The sequence below is a fragment of the Pseudomonas sp. FP2300 genome (genome assembly GCF_030687595.1).
Taxonomy (GTDB): Bacteria; Pseudomonadota; Gammaproteobacteria; order Pseudomonadales; family Pseudomonadaceae; genus Aquipseudomonas; species Aquipseudomonas bijieensis.
In genome coordinates this window covers 1376458-1391850 of sequence record NZ_CP117440.1, presented here as the reverse complement: position 1 = coordinate 1391850, position 15393 = coordinate 1376458, and the positions used below count along the sequence as shown (strand labels likewise).

Annotated in this window: 13 protein-coding genes and 2 tRNA genes; 10 read left to right on the top strand and 5 right to left on the bottom strand. The window is 61.3% G+C overall.

All coding sequences use genetic code 11. The annotated features are described in order from the left end of the window. Positions 1-195: 195 nt before the first annotated feature. From PSH86_RS06075 to PSH86_RS06060, 4 genes are all read left to right on the top strand, one after another. Positions 196-272, top strand: a tRNA-Met gene (locus PSH86_RS06075). A 231-nt stretch (positions 273-503) separates the two neighbouring features. Continuing rightward, positions 504-580 (top strand) — tRNA-Met (locus tag PSH86_RS06070). Between the two features lie 151 nt (positions 581-731). Further along, on the top strand, positions 732-3374 hold the full coding sequence (gene mprF, locus PSH86_RS06065) for a bifunctional lysylphosphatidylglycerol flippase/synthetase MprF (protein WP_163855125.1): 2643 nt from the start codon (positions 732-734) through the stop codon (positions 3372-3374). Beyond that, complete coding sequence (locus PSH86_RS06060; RefSeq protein WP_109755679.1) at positions 3374-4663, top strand: virulence factor family protein; 1290 nt, start codon at positions 3374-3376, stop codon at positions 4661-4663. Before mprF ends, PSH86_RS06060 begins: the two co-directional genes overlap by 1 nt. Before the next feature lie 255 nt (positions 4664-4918). On the opposite strand, the gene PSH86_RS06055 is transcribed toward PSH86_RS06060, so the two are convergent. Next, on the bottom strand, positions 4919-6760 hold the full coding sequence (locus PSH86_RS06055) for a potassium transporter Kup (RefSeq protein WP_370873800.1): 1842 nt from the start codon (positions 6758-6760) through the stop codon (positions 4919-4921). Positions 6761-7094: 334 nt separating this feature from the next. Between PSH86_RS06055 and rimO the strand changes: the two genes are divergently transcribed. The 5 genes from rimO to tsaA all read left to right on the top strand — a co-directional run bounded on the left by rimO (position 7095) and on the right by tsaA (position 11166). After that, the gene (gene rimO, locus PSH86_RS06050; RefSeq protein ID WP_077505975.1) at positions 7095-8435 is read left to right on the top strand and encodes a 30S ribosomal protein S12 methylthiotransferase RimO; all 1341 of its coding nucleotides are present in this window, start codon (positions 7095-7097) and stop codon (positions 8433-8435) included. A 237-nt stretch (positions 8436-8672) separates the two neighbouring features. After that, positions 8673-9146, top strand: coding sequence for a GNAT family N-acetyltransferase (locus PSH86_RS06045; protein ID WP_109755676.1), 474 nt, complete (start codon positions 8673-8675; stop codon positions 9144-9146). A gap of 82 nt (positions 9147-9228) precedes the next feature. Next, complete coding sequence (locus PSH86_RS06040) at positions 9229-9939, top strand: rRNA pseudouridine synthase (RefSeq protein ID WP_109755675.1); 711 nt, start codon at positions 9229-9231, stop codon at positions 9937-9939. Between the two features lie 57 nt (positions 9940-9996). Continuing rightward, positions 9997-10458, top strand: a complete 462-nt coding sequence (locus tag PSH86_RS06035) for a DUF1456 family protein (protein WP_063322707.1) — start codon at positions 9997-9999, stop codon at positions 10456-10458. A 9-nt stretch (positions 10459-10467) separates the two neighbouring features. Next, positions 10468-11166 (top strand): tRNA (N6-threonylcarbamoyladenosine(37)-N6)-methyltransferase TrmO, encoded by a 699-nt coding sequence (tsaA, locus tag PSH86_RS06030; RefSeq protein WP_116831593.1) that lies wholly within the window; start codon positions 10468-10470, stop codon positions 11164-11166. Between the two features lie 204 nt (positions 11167-11370). Here tsaA and fpr read toward each other — a convergent pair whose 3' ends face one another. Then, positions 11371-12150 (bottom strand): ferredoxin-NADP reductase, encoded by a 780-nt coding sequence (gene fpr, locus PSH86_RS06025; protein ID WP_003198368.1) that lies wholly within the window; start codon positions 12148-12150, stop codon positions 11371-11373. A gap of 122 nt (positions 12151-12272) precedes the next feature. Here fpr and PSH86_RS06020 point away from each other — a divergent pair, with 122 nt between their 5' ends. Continuing rightward, on the top strand, positions 12273-13199 hold the full coding sequence (locus tag PSH86_RS06020) for a LysR family transcriptional regulator (protein WP_162893797.1): 927 nt from the start codon (positions 12273-12275) through the stop codon (positions 13197-13199). Positions 13200-13203: 4 nt separating this feature from the next. Here PSH86_RS06020 and PSH86_RS06015 read toward each other — a convergent pair whose 3' ends face one another. From PSH86_RS06015 to PSH86_RS06005, 3 genes are all read right to left on the bottom strand, one after another. Further along, on the bottom strand, positions 13204-13566 hold the full coding sequence (locus PSH86_RS06015) for a diacylglycerol kinase (RefSeq protein WP_003184792.1): 363 nt from the start codon (positions 13564-13566) through the stop codon (positions 13204-13206). Between the two features lie 72 nt (positions 13567-13638). Continuing rightward, a complete protein-coding gene (erdR, locus tag PSH86_RS06010; protein WP_003198362.1) occupies positions 13639-14292 on the bottom strand; it encodes a response regulator transcription factor ErdR in 654 nt (217 codons plus the stop codon). Between the two features lie 213 nt (positions 14293-14505). Next, positions 14506-15252 carry a tRNA-uridine aminocarboxypropyltransferase gene (locus tag PSH86_RS06005; RefSeq protein WP_212801953.1) on the bottom strand — a complete coding sequence of 249 codons (747 nt, stop codon included), beginning with the start codon at positions 15250-15252 and terminating at the stop codon, positions 14506-14508. Between the last annotated feature and the right edge of the window lie 141 nt (positions 15253-15393).

Genomic DNA, 15393 nt, shown 5'->3' with positions numbered 1-15393 from the left:
AGTAAGGAAAGCGCCTACATAAATTTATTTATTCAATCGCAGCGAATCATCCGATAGAGCGCCAGCCCTTGCCAGGCCTGCGTCACAGCGCTGTCACAATGCCCTTTACCAAGTCTAAGCGCTTGAAGCGGAACAGGTTTTTATAACGCCGGGGTTGACAGCAAGGCGATCCTCTGTAGAATGCCGCCACACAGACGCGGGATGGAGCAGTCTGGTAGCTCGTCGGGCTCATAACCCGAAGGTCGTCGGTTCAAATCCGGCTCCCGCAACCAAACATCAAGAAAGGCTACTCGAGAGAGTGGCCTTTTTTGTGCGTGCTCGTTTTTGACTACATGATCAGAGAGTCGCCGCCTGCGCCCCTCCACGCCCCCCCAAGTTGTAGGACAATTCCCTTACATTCCGAGCATTTAGGAAGACCAGGTGTGGATCGCTCGTTTATTTGGCCCCATCGCCTTTTAACGGTTGACACTCGGGCGTTCGCCTGTAGAATGCCGCCACACAGACGCGGGATGGAGCAGTCTGGTAGCTCGTCGGGCTCATAACCCGAAGGTCGTCGGTTCAAATCCGGCTCCCGCAACCAAATATCAAGAAAGGCTGCTCGAAAGAGTGGCCTTTTTTGTGTCTGGCGAAAAAGACTTCATTACAAATGTTTTGTAATTATTTTCTGCCGCAGGGATTGGTAACTTGGCTGGATACCCCCATCCTGTCGCGCATAGCTCAAGAGGTGATTGATGCGCGCCCATTCGTCTGACCCGCAAGACTCCGCTACTGCGACACAACCGATCAAGGCCGAGCGACTGCGCTGGCTGGATCGGATCAGCCAGTACCGCCAGCCCATCGGCCTCGCCGTCACGCTGCTGCTGTTTGCGATTGCATTGATTGCCTGCCGCCACCTGCTGAGCGAGCTCGATCTGTACGCCCTGCACGACTCTATTCTGGAAGTGCCCCGGCCAGCCCTGCTCGGTGCGATCGCCGCCACGGTGGCCGGCTTCATCATTCTCCTGGGCTACGAATGGTCCGCCAGCCGTTACGCCGGAGTGACGCTGCCACCACAAACCATGGTCCTGGGCGGATTCACCGCGTTCGCCATCGGCAATGCCATTGGCCTGTCACTGCTGTCGGGCGGTTCGGTGCGCTACCGCCTGTATGCGCGTCATGGCCTGGGGGCCTCGGATGTCGCCCACATGACGCTGTTCGCCAGCCTGTCCCTGGGCTGCGCGTTGCCGCCGCTGGCGGCCCTGGCGACGCTCAGCAACCTGCCCGCCGCGTCCGCTGCGCTGCACCTGCCTGCGACTTTGCTGGGGGCCATTTCCGTGGCGGTGCTGCTGCTCACCAGCGTGTTGGCCATCGGTATTTACCGCCGGCGCCTGCCGGAACAGCCTCATCGGGACAGCCTGCTGGTCAAGGCCGGGCGCCGCACACTGCGCCTGCCGGGCCGACGCCTGACCTTCCTGCAACTGGTGATCACCGCGCTGGACGTCGCCGCCGCCGCCACCGTGTTGTATCTGTTGCTGCCCGAGGCGCCGCCGTTCGGCGCTTTCCTGCTGGTGTACCTGCTGGCGCTGGCCGCCGGGGTGCTCAGCCATGTACCGGGCGGTGTCGGCGTGTTCGAAGCGATCCTGCTGGCCGCGTTTGCCGACAAACTCGGCGCCGCCCCACTGGCCGCCGCGCTGTTGCTGTATCGCTTGATCTACGTGCTGCTGCCGATGCTGGTGGCTTGCGTATTGCTGCTGATCAATGAAGCGCAACGGCTGTTCCAGACGCGCCAGACCCTGCGGGCGGCGTCGGGCCTCGCGGCACCGATCCTGGCAGTGCTGGTGTTCCTCTCGGGCGTGGTGCTGCTGTTTTCCGGGGTGACACCAGAAATCGACACCCGCCTGGAGCACATCGGTTTCCTGATCCCTCATCGGCTGGTCGACGCTTCGCACTTCGGCGCCAGCCTGGTGGGCGTGTTGTGCCTGTTGCTCGCCCAGGGGCTGCGTCGCCGCCTGTCGGCGGCCTGGATGCTGACCACCATTTTGCTGCTGGTGGGCGCCCTGCTCTCCCTGCTCAAGGGTTTTGACTGGGAAGAAGCCACGTTGCTGACGCTGACGGCCTCCCTGCTGGCGGTATTCCGGCGTTCCTTCTATCGTCCGAGTCGCCTGACCGAGCTGCCGTTTTCCCCACTGTTCCTGATCGCCAGCCTTTGCGTGCTTGGCGCGTCGATCTGGCTGTTGCTGTTTGCTTACCAGGACGTGCCCTACAGCCATCAACTCTGGTGGCAGTTCACCCTCGACGCCGACGCCCCTCGTGGCCTGCGCTCGCTGCTGGGTGCGGCAGTGCTGCTGGTGGTGGTGTCCCTGACCTGGCTGCTGCGCACCGCCCGGCCGGTGATCCATTTGCCGACCGCAGAAGAACTGGAGCGGGCCAAGACGATCCTCATGGCGTCTTCGCAACCCGACGGTGGCCTGGCCCTGACCGGTGACAAGGCATTGCTGTTTCACCCCAACGACGAAGCCTTCCTGATGTATGCCCGCCGTGGTCGCAGCCTGGTGGCGTTGTATGACCCTATCGGGCCAACCCAACAACGGGCCGAAATGATCTGGCAGTTCCGTGACCTGTGTGACATCCACCATGCCCGCCCGGTGTTCTACCAGGTGCGTGCCGAGAACCTGCCGTACTACATGGACATCGGCCTGACAGCCATCAAGCTGGGCGAGGAAGCACGGGTCGACCTCAAGCGTTTCGATCTCGAAGCCAAGGGCAAAGAGATGAAGGACTTGCGTTACACCTGGAACCGCGGCACCCGTGACGGGCTTTCGCTGGAGATCCACGAACCGGGCCAGGCACCGATGGATGAGCTCAAGGTCATTTCCGATGCCTGGCTGACCGGCAAGAACGTGCGCGAGAAAGGTTTTTCCCTGGGCCGTTTCAGCGACGACTACCTCAAGCACTTTCGTATCGCGGTGATTCGATTCGAAGGCCGCCCGGTTGCATTCGCCAACCTGCTGGAGACCCACAGCCATGATCTGGCCAGCCTCGACCTGATGCGCGCCCACCCCGAAGCCCCGAAGCTGACCATGGAGTTCATGATGGTCGGCCTCATCCAACACTATAAGAACCATGACTTTGCCCGTTTCAGCCTGGGCATGGTCCCACTGTCGGGCCTGCAGCCGCGTCGTGGCGCGCCGCTGACCCAGCGCCTAGGCTCGATGGTGTTCCGCCGTGGCGAGCAGCTCTACAACTTCCAGGGGCTGCGCCGCTTCAAAGATAAATTCCAGCCTGACTGGGAACCTCGTTACATGGCCGTGCCCGCCGGACTCGATCCGCTGGTGGCGCTGGCCGATACTGCCGCCCTGATTGCAGGCGGCCTGACTGGACTGGTGAAACGCTGATGATGCAACGCTCCTGGCGATACGTAGTGGCCGCCCTGCTGGTGCTGGCGGTGATTCTCGGTGGCGGTTACTGGTACTGGAACCGCCCGGCCCCGCAACCCACCCTGGAACAACTGGCGCCCGCCGACGGCGTGGCAATGACCCGGGTCATCCCTGGCACCAAGCCACGTGCCCAGGTGCTGGTGGCGGTCAATGAAGACCAGAAGCTCAGCGACACCCAATTGACGACCCTCAGCCGCAGCGGCTCGGCACAGATCGTCCAGGTGATCCTGCCCAAGGACTGCATGCTGCAAGGCCGCGCCCTGCAAGCGGGCCTGCGGCAGCTCCAAGGGCCGGCCACGCTGGTTAGCGGCATCGGCCCTGGCGCCGTGCTGGCCTGGCGCTGGCTGGCCGAGCAGAAAGACGACAAGGCCAAGGCCGTTTCGGTGGACCTGGCCCTGGAAAAACCCGGCTGCACGCACTTGCTGCCCAAAAGCGCGGCCCATGGCCACTGGCTGGTGGCGTGGAACGATAACCCTGACGACACCAGCGCCGGTTTCGTACGGGATCAGAAAAATGCCGAAACCAGCATCAGCGACTACGACATCAACCTGCCGCAAGTGCTGAACAACGAACTGCGCAAGATCCTGGTAGGCGCCGACAAGGGCAAGGGTGGCCTGAGCATCCCGGTGGTGGAAGTCCCAGCCAGCCAGGCGCGGGACACCGTAACCCTGTTCCTCTCCGGCGACGGTGGCTGGCGTGACCTGGACCGCGACGTGGCCGATGAAATGGCCAAGATCGGCTACCCAGTGGTCGGTATCGACACCCTGCGCTACTACTGGCAGCACAAGAGCCCTGAGCAGAGCGCGGTCGACCTGGCCGAACTGATGCAGCACTACCGTCAGATCTGGGGCACCAAGCGCTTCATCCTGACCGGCTACTCCTTCGGCGCCGACGTGCTGCCAGCCATCTACAATCGCCTGCCAGCCACCGAACAACAGCGGGTCGATGCGATCATCCTGCTGGCCTTCGCCCGCACCGGCAGCTTCGAGATCGAAGTCGAAGGCTGGCTCGGCAACGCCGGCACCGAGGCGGCCACCGGCCCGGAAATGGCCAAGCTGCCTGCCGAGAAAGTGGTGTGCATCTATGGCGGCGAAGAGGCTGACGAAAGCGGTTGCACCGACAAGACCGCCGTGGGCGAAGCCATCAAACTGCCTGGCGGCCACCACTTTGACGAAAACTACCCGGCCCTGGCCAAGCGCCTGATCGATGAGATCAACAAGCGCCAGAGCAAGCCTGCCGACCAGTGACCTGATGCAGGCTTAACGAGAAGCCCCTGCAGCCTTTACGGATGCAGGGGCTTTTTTGTGGTCGTTCGATTTACACATACCCCTGTGGGAGCGAGCCTGCTCGCGATGACGGCAGCACAGTCAACATCACCGTCAACTGACCCTCAGCTATCGCGAGCAGGCTCGCTCCCACAAGGATTCATTAGCATCTTACAGTTGGGTCGCCCACAAAAAAGCCCCCGCCGCCGCAAGGCAACGGGGGCTTCTTGCCCAGGCTTACATTTCGACCTGCGTTCCCAATTCAATCACCCGGTTCAGCGGCAGATTGAAGAAGCGCAGATTGCCGTTGGCATTTTTCAGCATGAAGGCGAACAGTATCTCGCGCCAGCGGGCCATACCCTCGAGCTTGGAGGCAATGACGGTCTCGCGGCTGAGGAAGTAGGTCGTGCGCATCGGACTGAAGTCCAGGTCATCCAGATGGCAAAGCTTGAGCGCCTGCGGGACGTCCGGCTCGTCGGTAAAGCCGAAGTGCAGGATCACCCGGAAGAACCCTTCGCCATAGGCGTCGACCTCGAAGCGCCGTTGCGGCGGCACCCGGGGGATATCTTCATAGACCACCGTCAGCAGTACGACTTGCTCATGCAGCACCTGATTGTGCAACAGGTTGTGCAACAACGCGTGGGGCACTGCGTCCGAACGCGCGGTCAGGAACACGGCGGTACCCTGGACACGGTGAGGGGGCTGCACGCGGATGCTGCTGATGAAGATCGGCAGCGGCAGCGCCCCTTCATCCAGGCGATCCACCAGCAACTGCTTGCCGCGCTTCCAGGTGGTCATCAGCACGAACAAGGCAATGCCGGCGATGACCGGGAAAGCGCCGCCCTGGATGATCTTCGGCACGTTGGCAGCGAAGTACAGGCCGTCCACCAGCAGGAAACCGAACAACAGCGGCACCGCCAGAAACGGCGGCCATTTCCACAACAGCAGGATCACCGCGGACACCAGGATCGTGGTCATCAGCATGGTACCGGTCACTGCCACGCCGTAGGCCGAGGCCAGCGCGCCGGAAGACTCGAAACCCAGTACCAGCAGCACCACGCCGACCATCAGCGACCAGTTCACCGCACCGATGTAGATCTGGCCCTGCTCGGCGCTGGAGGTGTGCTGGATGTACATGCGCGGGATGTAACCGAGCTGAATCGCCTGACGCGTCAGGGAGAACGCGCCGGAAATCACCGCTTGCGAAGCGATCACCGTGGCCAGGGTCGACAGGCCCACCAACGGGATCAGTGCCCAGCTTGGCGCCAGCAGATAGAACGGGTTGCGCGCCGCTTCCGGGTCGCCCAGCAGCAACGCCCCCTGGCCGAAATAATTGAGCACCAGCGCCGGCAACACCAGGATGAACCAAGCCCGGGCGATCGGTTTGCGGCCGAAGTGGCCCATGTCGGCGTACAGGGCTTCGGCGCCGGTCAGTGCCAGTACCACCGCGCCAAGGATCGCCACACCCATGCCAGGATGGACGACAAAAAAGCGCACAGCCCAGGCCGGGTTGATCGCATGCATCACTTCCGGTTGCTGACTGATGCCGTAAACGCCAAGAGCGCCGAGCACCAGGAACCAGGTGACCATGATCGGGCCAAACAGGATGCCAATCCGTGCGGTACCGTGGCGCTGGATCAGGAACAACCCCACCAGCACCACCAGCGACAACGGCACCACCCAGTGATCGATGCCTTCGAACGCCAGGCCAAGGCCTTCAATTGCCGAGAGCACGGAAATCGCCGGGGTGATCATGCTGTCGCCGTAGAACAGCGCCGCACCGATCAAGCCGCAGACCACCAGGAATGTCCGCAGTCGTGCCTTTCCCGCCGCCGCTCGCCGCGCCAGGGCAGTGAGCGCCATGATCCCGCCCTCGCCCTGGTTGTCGGCGCGCAGGACGAACATCATGTACTTGATCGACACGACCCAGATCAGCGACCAGAAAATCAGCGAGAGAATCCCCAGCACCCCATCGTGATTGACAGGCACGCCATAGGCACCGGAAAACACTTCCTTGAGGGTGTACAACGGGCTTGTGCCGATATCGCCATAAACCACTCCGACCGCCGCGACCAGCATGCTCAGCGGCTTCGCTGCCGAATGCTCGGCACCCGCCGCCTGACTACTTGCATGACCCATCCAACACTCCCGATTCCCAGACCTGTCTTCTTGAACGAAGCACTTTGTTTTGCTGAAGCAGCATGCGCTGTTTTACGTATTGTTACAGACGTTTCGTTGACTGTAGCAATCGTCAGAACGCAAAGGCGCGAAGCATAGCGCAGCACTCGTCGCATTTCCCGGTATAAAGCTGGTCAAGTGCGTCGGCCATGGATAGAATTGCGCACTTTTTGATCAGAGGCGCGCCAGGCGCCCTGTCTCGGCAAGAGACGATCCCCCTACACCGAGGTTAGACATGTCCACCACTACCGCGCCAGCCAATCCGAAGGTTGGCTTCGTATCCCTGGGTTGCCCGAAGGCTCTGGTCGACTCCGAGCGCATCCTGACCCAACTGCGCATGGAAGGCTATGACGTAGTGTCCACTTACCAGGACGCCGACGTGGTGGTGGTCAACACCTGCGGCTTCATCGATTCGGCCAAGGCCGAGTCCCTGGAAGTGATCGGCGAAGCCATCAAGGAAAACGGCAAGGTCATCGTCACCGGCTGCATGGGCGTGGAAGAAGGCAACATCCGCAACGTGCACCCGAGCGTGTTGTCCGTGACCGGACCGCAGCAGTACGAACAGGTGGTCAATGCCGTCCACGACGTGGTGCCACCGCGCCAGGACCACAACCCGCTGATCGACCTGGTGCCGCCACAAGGCATCAAGCTGACCCCGCGCCACTATGCCTACCTGAAGATTTCCGAAGGCTGCAATCACAGCTGCAGCTTCTGCATCATCCCGTCGATGCGCGGCAAGTTGGTGAGCCGCCCGGTGGGTGATGTGCTCGACGAGGCCCAGCGCCTGGTCAAGGCCGGCGTCAAGGAATTGCTGGTGATCTCCCAGGACACCAGCGCCTACGGCGTCGACGTGAAATACCGCACCGGCTTCTGGAACGGCGCGCCGGTGAAAACCCGCATGACCGAACTGTGCGAAGCCCTCAGCACCCTCGGCGTCTGGGTCCGCCTGCATTACGTCTACCCGTACCCGCATGTCGACGAACTGATCCCGCTGATGGCCGCCGGCAAGATCCTGCCGTACCTGGACATCCCGTTCCAGCACGCCAGCCCGAAGGTCCTCAAGGCCATGAAGCGCCCGGCGTTCGAAGACAAGACCCTGGCTCGGATCAAGAACTGGCGCGAAATCTGCCCCGACCTGATCATCCGCTCGACCTTCATCGTCGGCTTCCCCGGTGAAACCGAAGAAGACTTCCAGTACCTCCTGGACTGGCTGACCGAAGCCCAGCTCGACCGCGTCGGCTGCTTCCAGTACTCCCCTGTCGAAGGCGCACCGGCCAACGACCTGGACCTGGACGTGGTGCCGGACGACGTCAAGCAGGACCGTTGGGACCGCTTCATGGCGCACCAGCAGGCCATCAGCTCAGCCCGCCTGCAAATGCGCATCGGCCGCGAAATCGAAGTGCTGGTGGATGAAGTGGACGAGCAAGGTGCCGTGGGCCGCTGCTTCTTCGACGCCCCGGAAATCGATGGCAATGTCTTCATCGACAATGGCAGCAACCTCAAGCCGGGTGACAAGGTCTGGTGCAAGGTGACCGACGCCGATGAATACGACTTGTGGGCTGAACAGATCGGTTGATCTGCCGCGCTTTACAGGCTGCTGCATGACCTGTGGGAGCCGAGCTTGCTCGCGATGGCGGTGTATCAGTCAGCATGAAAGTTGGCTGACACGACGCCATCGCGAGCAAGCTCGGCTCCCACAGATGCTTTCACAAGCCGAAAAATTGAAAAGCCCTGCCTTGCGACAAGATGCAGGGCTTTTTTACGGCTATCGTATGAAGAAATCCGGGACATCCAGCACAAGGAACTGACGGGCATGCGCCAGCATTCGGTCATCCACACCCCCAAACCCAGCGATTATCAGGAACTGACCCAGGTCTGGGAGGCTTCGGTGCGGGCCACTCATGACTTTCTGCCGGACAGCTATATCGAGCTGCTGAAAAACCTGGTGCTCACCCGTTACCTCGATGCGGTCATGCTCATCTGCACCCGGGATACTCGCCAGCGAATCACCGGTTTCGCCGGTGTTGCCGCCGGCAAGATCGAGATGCTCTTCATCGACCCGCAACACCGTGGCCAGGGCCTGGGCAAACAACTGCTGCACTACGCCATGGAACACCTGAACGCCGATCAACTGGACGTCAACGAACAGAACCCGCAAGCCCTGGGCTTTTACCTCAAGCAGGGTTTTGAAGTGATTGGGCGCTCGGCACGGGACGGCATGAACCAGCCTTATCCACTGCTGCACATGCGCTACAAACAGCCGGACCTGAAGGCCCGACGCGGCTAAAAGCCACACGAGGCAAATGGACCCGCGATTAACCCGCGCCAGGCAGGTACAATGCCCACCCTCTTTTTGTTACGGCCCTGTCATGACTGACCCGATTCGTCTCTCCAAACGCCTCATCGAACTCGTCGGCTGTTCCCGTCGGGAGGCTGAGTTGTTCATCGAGGGCGGCTGGGTCACCGTGGATGGCGAAGTGATCGATGAACCGCAGTTCAAGGTCACTACCCAGAAAGTCGAACTCGACCCCGAGGCCAAGGCCACCGCGCCGGAGCCGGTGACCCTGCTGCTGAACGTCCCGGCAGGCACCGATGTAGACACTGCAATGGCCTCCCTTGGACCGCAGACCCTGAGCGAAGAACATCGCTTCGGCAAGCGGCCGCTCAAGGGCCACTTCCTGCGCCTGACCGCCAGCGCCGACCTGCAGGCCAACGCCAGCGGGCTGCTGGTGTTCACCCAGGACTGGAAGATCCTGCGCAAGCTCACCGCCGACGCCGCCAAGATCGAGCAGGAATACGTGGTCGAAGTCGAAGGCGAGATGGTCGCCCATGGCCTCAATCGCCTGAACCATGGCTTGAGCTACAAGGGCAAGGAACTGCCCGCGGTCAAGGCCAGCTGGCAGAACGAGAACCGCCTGCGCTTCGCCATGAAAAACCCGCAACCGGGTGTGATCGCACTGTTTTGCCAGGCGGTCGGCCTCAAGGTGGTCGCCATCCGCCGCATCCGCATCGGCGGCGTGTCCATCGGCAAGGTGCCGCTGGGCCAGTGGCGCTACCTGTCCGCCAAAGAGAAATTCTAATTTTCCGGCGCCCCGCAGAGCCGGGGCGCCCATTGCCGATTGATCAGGACTGCACACATGATTCACAACGACGTACTGCGCAGCGTGCGCTACATGCTCGACATCAGCGACAAGAAAGTCATCGAGATCATCAAGCTCGGCGGCCTGGAAGTCTCCCTGGCAGACCTGGCGGGCTACCTCAAGAAAGACGAGGAAGAAGGCTTCGTGTTCTGCCCTGACGAGGTCATGGCGCATTTTCTCGACGGTCTGGTGATCTTCAAGCGTGGCAAGGACGAAAGTCGTCCGCCGCAGCCGATCGAAGTGCCGGTGACCAATAACATCATCCTCAAGAAACTGCGGGTGGCCTTCGAACTGAAGGAAGACGACATGCACGCCATCCTCAAGGCCGCCGAGTTCCCGGTGTCCAAGCCGGAGCTGAGCGCGCTGTTCCGCAAATTCGGACATACCAACTACCGCCCTTGTGGCGACCAGTTGCTGCGCAACTTCCTCAAGGGCCTGACGCTGCGCGTGCGCGGCTGATCCCAGCCAATGACCCATACCGTCTCCCCCATCGGCTTCGTCCGCTCCTGCTTCAAGGAGAAGTTCGCTATCCCCCGTCAACCGCAACTGGCCCCGGCCGCGCGCGGTGTGCTGGAGCTGGTGGCGCCGTTCGATCAGGGAGATGCGGTGCAAGGGCTGGAGCAGGTCAGTCATGTCTGGCTGCTGTTCCTGTTCCATCAGGCCCTGGAAGACAAGCCACGGTTGAAGGTTCGTCCACCGCGCCTGGGCGGAAATAAGTCCATGGGCGTATTCGCCACCCGCGCCACCCACCGACCCAACGGCATCGGCCAGTCGGTGGTGAAGCTGGAACGGGTCGAAGCCGGGCGCCTGTGGATCTCGGGTATCGATTTGCTGGACGGCACGCCAGTGCTGGACATCAAGCCCTACGTGCCCTACGCCGACATCATCGACTCGGCGTCCAACGACATTGCCAGCGCCGCGCCTGAGCTGATCCCCGTGCAATGGGCGGACACCGCCCTGCTGCAGGCCCAAGATCACGCCACGCGCCTGGAAGAGCCCTTGGTGGCGCTGATTGAACAGTGCCTGGCCCAAGACCCACGCCCGGCGTACCAGATTCCTACAGCCGAGCGGGAATACGGCGCGCAGTTCTGGGACCTGGACGTTCGCTGGCATTACCCACAGCCGGGGGTGATCCGGGTGCTGGAAGTGATTCCGGCGAAATCGTAACCGCCAGAAACGAAAAAGCCCGCGCTGCCTTCTTCAGGTAGCGCGGGCTTTTTTTGGCTGTCTGGACCGAGTCACGACCATCGCGAGCAGTCTCGCTCCCACATTTGATCTGCAGTGGACACGAGATTTGTGTTCACACAGGATTCATTGTGGGAGCGAGCCTGCTCGCGATGGCGATCATTCAGCCACCGCAGATGTCGAGGTTTACTTCTCTACAAACGCCCGCTCGATCAGGTAATCACCTGGCTCGCGCATACGCGGCGAAACGGTCAGGCCGAAGCTGTTGAGCACTTCGCTGGTCTCGTCGAGCATGCTTGGACTGCCGCACAACATGGCGCGGTCGTCCTGCGGATTGATCGGCGGCAGGCCGATGTCGCGGAACAGCTTGCCACTGCGCATCAGGTCGGTCAGGCGACCTTCGTTCTCGAACGGTTCGCGCGTCACGGTCGGGTAGTAGATCAGCTTTTCACGCAGCGCTTCGCCGAAGAACTCGTTCTGCGGCAAGTGCTCGGTGATGAATTCGCGATAGGCGACTTCATTGACGTAACGTACGCCGTGGCACAGGATCACCTTTTCGAAACGCTCGTAGGTTTCCGGATCCTGGATGACGCTCATGAACGGCGCCAGGCCAGTGCCGGTGCTGAGCAGGTACAAATGCTTGCCAGGCTTGAGATCGTCCAGCACCAGCGTGCCAGTGGGCTTCTTGCTGATGATGATCTCGTCGCCTTCCTTCAAGTGCTGCAACTGGGAGGTCAGCGGACCGTCAGGCACCTTGATGCTGAAGAACTCGAGATGCTCTTCCCAGTTCGGGCTGGCAATCGAGTAAGCGCGCATGAGCGGGCGGCCGTTGGGCTGTTGCAGGCCGATCATCACGAACTGGCCGTTCTCGAAGCGCAGGCCCGGATCGCGGGTGCACTTGAAGCTGAACAGAGTGTCGTTCCAGTGATGAACACTGAGGACACGCTCGTGGTTCATGTTGCTCATGTACGGTGACTCCTGGGGAATGATGCCTGCGTCGTTAATTTGCGCAATTGCATCGCATTCTAATGGCGGCGACAATATCTGTTAAATGGATTATTAAGATAAGGGTTATCGGTTATATCGATATGCGATTTACTCTTCGTCAACTTCAAGTCTTCGTCGCCGTCGCTCAGCAAGAGAGTGTGTCCCGTGCTGCGGGCCTGCTCAATCTATCGCAGTCGGCCGCCAGCACCTCCATCACTGAACTGGAGCGCCAATCCAGCTGCCAGTTGTTCGACCGCGCCGGCAAACGCCTGAGCCTCAATGCCCTGGGCAAACAGCTGCTGCCCCAGGCCGTGGCGCTGCTGGACCAGGCCAAGGAGATCGAAGACCTGCTCAATGGCAAGTCCGGTTTCGGCTCATTGGCGGTCGGCGCCACGCTGACCATCGGCAATTACCTGGCGACCCTGCTGATCGGCGGCTTCATGCAGCGCCATCCGGAAAGCCAGGTGAAGCTGCACGTGCAGAACACTGCCAATATCGTGCACCAGGTTGCCCACTATGAAATTGATCTGGGTCTAATCGAAGGTGACTGCAGCCATCCGGACATCGAGGTGCAGAGCTGGGTCGAGGACGAACTGGTGGTGTTCTGCGCCCCCCAACACCCGCTGGCCAAGCGCGGCCAGGCGACCATGGAGGAACTGACCCATGAGGCCTGGATCCTGCGAGAACAGGGTTCCGGCACCCGCCTGACCTTCGACCAAGCCATGCGCCACCACCGCAGTGCGCTGAACATCCGCCTGGAACTGGAACACACCGAAGCGATCAAGCGCGCCGTGGAGTCCGGCCTGGGCATTGGCTGCATTTCACGCCTGGCCCTGCGCGACGCCTTCCGCCGCGGCAGCCTCGTCGCGGTGGAAACCCCGGACATGGACCTGGCGCGGCAGTTTTATTTCATCTGGCATAAACAGAAGTACCAGACCTCGGCCATGCGTGAATTCCTCGAACTGTGCCGAGCGTTCACCGCCGGGGCCCAACGCAGCGACGAAATCGTGCTGCCGGCCATTGCGTGAGCCGCTACAACAGCACCACGCCCCAGACCAACGCGATCATTGTCAGGGCGACGAACTGGGCGGCGCTGCCCATGTCCTTGGCGTTTTTCGACAATGGGTGCAGTTCCAGGGAGATGCGGTCGATGGCCGCCTCCACCGCCGAGTTGAGCAGCTCCACGATCAATGCCAGCAGACACACGGCTATCAGCAGCGCCTGCTCGACACGACTGACGTTCAGGAAGAATGACAACGGAATCAGCACGACGTTGAGCAGCACCAGCTGACGGAAAGCCGCTTCGCCGACAAAAGCCGCACGCAGTCCGTCCAAGGAATAGCCGGAGGCGTTGAGGATGCGTTTCAGGCCGGTCTGGCCTTTAAAAGGTGACATAGAGTGGGCAACTGATCGAAAAGGAGTGGAGAAGCTAATTCAAACCCGGTCAAAAAAGCGTGAATCAGAACACTAAGCCTGCGGTGAAATTGACTCAAGTTGTTGCAACAGCAAGGCTGCCTGGGTCCGGGTGCGCACGTTCAGCTTACGAAAGATCGCCGTGACGTGGGCCTTGATGGTGGCCTCCGACACGTTCAGCTCATAGGCAATCTGCTTGTTCAGCAGGCCTTCGCAGACCATGGTCAACACCCGAAACTGCTGCGGCGTGAGGCTGGCCAGCCCCTCGCTGGCGGCCTTGGCTTCCTCGGACACGCTCACTGCTTCGAACGCCTGGGGCGGCCAGCAGACATCGCCGTCCAGGACCGCTTTCACAGCCTTCTGGATCATCTCCAGGGAACTGGACTTGGGTATGAAGCCACTGGCACCGAACTCCCGGGCCTTGACCATCACCGAGGCTTCTTCCTGGGCCGAGACCATGACCACGGGGATCTGCGGGTATTGGCCGCGCAACAGCACCAGCCCGGAAAACCCATAGGCACCGGGCATGTTCAGATCCAGCAGCACCAGGTCCCAATCGGCCTTCGCCGTCAGTTGGACCTCCAGTTCCGCGATACTGGCCACCTCCGTCAACCGGACAGCCGGGCCAAGGCCCAGGGTCACTGCCTGATGCAACGCGCTGCGAAAGAGCGGGTGGTCATCGGCAATCAGGATTTCGTATGTGGCCATTTTTCCAATGATCCTGTTTTTAATGGCAGGCCCGATGCATTCGCGCCTCGCCAAGACAACTCAAGACACCGCCATGCAGCGGCATCCACAGGGGCACGTTCAACGCCAAACAGGGCGTTTCAAACATCGGCTGCACCCGGGTCGGCGCCAAGCATGCCCAGCGAAGCCGGGGTGGTCAAGCAGCACGGCCGCCCCTGTGTCCAGTATGGGCCACTATTGGGCCAATACCGCCTGCGGTGTACCGATAAAGGCTTGCAACTGCGCGTGCGCCGGGGTCGACACGTTCACCTCCTGCTGCCCCTTGGCCCCCAGATAATGCTGGCTGAACACATCGAAATAGGCGTCCAGGGCCGACGCGGCGTCGGTGTCCCCCGCCAGTTCCAGACACAACGCCGCCACTTCGGCGGTGCACAGGTGCTCGCTACGGGTCGAACGGCGCAAGCGGTAGCGCGACAGTCTGTCGGGTAGCAGGCTCAGGATCGGCAGCCGGTCGAAATACGGGCTCTTACGGAAAATCTTCCGCGCCTCCGTCCAGGTCGCGTCCAGCAGAATGAACAACGGGCGCTTGCCATGATCTAGGTCAACCGTGTGGGTAACCCGCGATGGCTCGACGTATTCGCCAGGAAACACCAGGTACGGTTGCCATTGCGGATCGTTCAGCAATGCCAGCAGTTGTTCATCAACGTCGGTGCGCGACCAGATGAATGCATGATTGTCGCGCACCACATCGGCAATCAGCCAACCGGTGTTGCTCGGCTTGAACACTTCCTTGTTGGTCATGATCAGGCAGACCCCGGAGCGGGTCTCGACGCTAGGACGCCAGGCGCACAGGCAATGGCTCTCGATCACTCGGCAAGCGCTGCAACGGGGGGCGCGCCAACCACGGGCCTGGATCGGCTTGATTCCTTCGTCGATGCGCTGGTCGCGCAGGCGGGCTACGGCGTTAGGGGCATGATTCATCGTGGGTGACGCCGACAGACAGGAAAACTCGACACGAACGACACTCGGCAGGGCAATAAAGGCCGGCAGTCTACCAGAGCGCACGAGCCTGTACCGTCCACCCTGGCTCCCCTATAATTCCCAGCCACTGAACGCACAGTC

What these genes read in the sequence shown, in the direction of transcription:
- mprF (WP_163855125.1), top strand. Translation starts at nt 732, where the DNA reads ATGCGCGCCCATTCGTCTGACCCGCAAGACTCCGCTACTGCGACACAA.
- PSH86_RS06060 (WP_109755679.1), top strand. Translation starts at nt 3,374, where the DNA reads ATGATGCAACGCTCCTGGCGATACGTAGTGGCCGCCCTGCTGGTGCTG.
- PSH86_RS06055 (WP_370873800.1), bottom strand. Translation starts at nt 6,760, where the DNA reads ATGCTGGTCGCGGCGGTCGGAGTGGTTTATGGCGATATCGGCACAAGC.
- rimO (WP_077505975.1), top strand. Translation starts at nt 7,095, where the DNA reads ATGTCCACCACTACCGCGCCAGCCAATCCGAAGGTTGGCTTCGTATCC.
- PSH86_RS06045 (WP_109755676.1), top strand. Translation starts at nt 8,673, where the DNA reads ATGCGCCAGCATTCGGTCATCCACACCCCCAAACCCAGCGATTATCAG.
- PSH86_RS06040 (WP_109755675.1), top strand. Translation starts at nt 9,229, where the DNA reads ATGACTGACCCGATTCGTCTCTCCAAACGCCTCATCGAACTCGTCGGC.
- PSH86_RS06035 (WP_063322707.1), top strand. Translation starts at nt 9,997, where the DNA reads ATGATTCACAACGACGTACTGCGCAGCGTGCGCTACATGCTCGACATC.
- tsaA (WP_116831593.1), top strand. Translation starts at nt 10,468, where the DNA reads ATGACCCATACCGTCTCCCCCATCGGCTTCGTCCGCTCCTGCTTCAAG.
- fpr (WP_003198368.1), bottom strand. Translation starts at nt 12,150, where the DNA reads ATGAGCAACATGAACCACGAGCGTGTCCTCAGTGTTCATCACTGGAAC.
- PSH86_RS06020 (WP_162893797.1), top strand. Translation starts at nt 12,273, where the DNA reads ATGCGATTTACTCTTCGTCAACTTCAAGTCTTCGTCGCCGTCGCTCAG.
- PSH86_RS06015 (WP_003184792.1), bottom strand. Translation starts at nt 13,566, where the DNA reads ATGTCACCTTTTAAAGGCCAGACCGGCCTGAAACGCATCCTCAACGCC.
- erdR (WP_003198362.1), bottom strand. Translation starts at nt 14,292, where the DNA reads ATGGCCACATACGAAATCCTGATTGCCGATGACCACCCGCTCTTTCGC.
- PSH86_RS06005 (WP_212801953.1), bottom strand. Translation starts at nt 15,252, where the DNA reads ATGAATCATGCCCCTAACGCCGTAGCCCGCCTGCGCGACCAGCGCATC.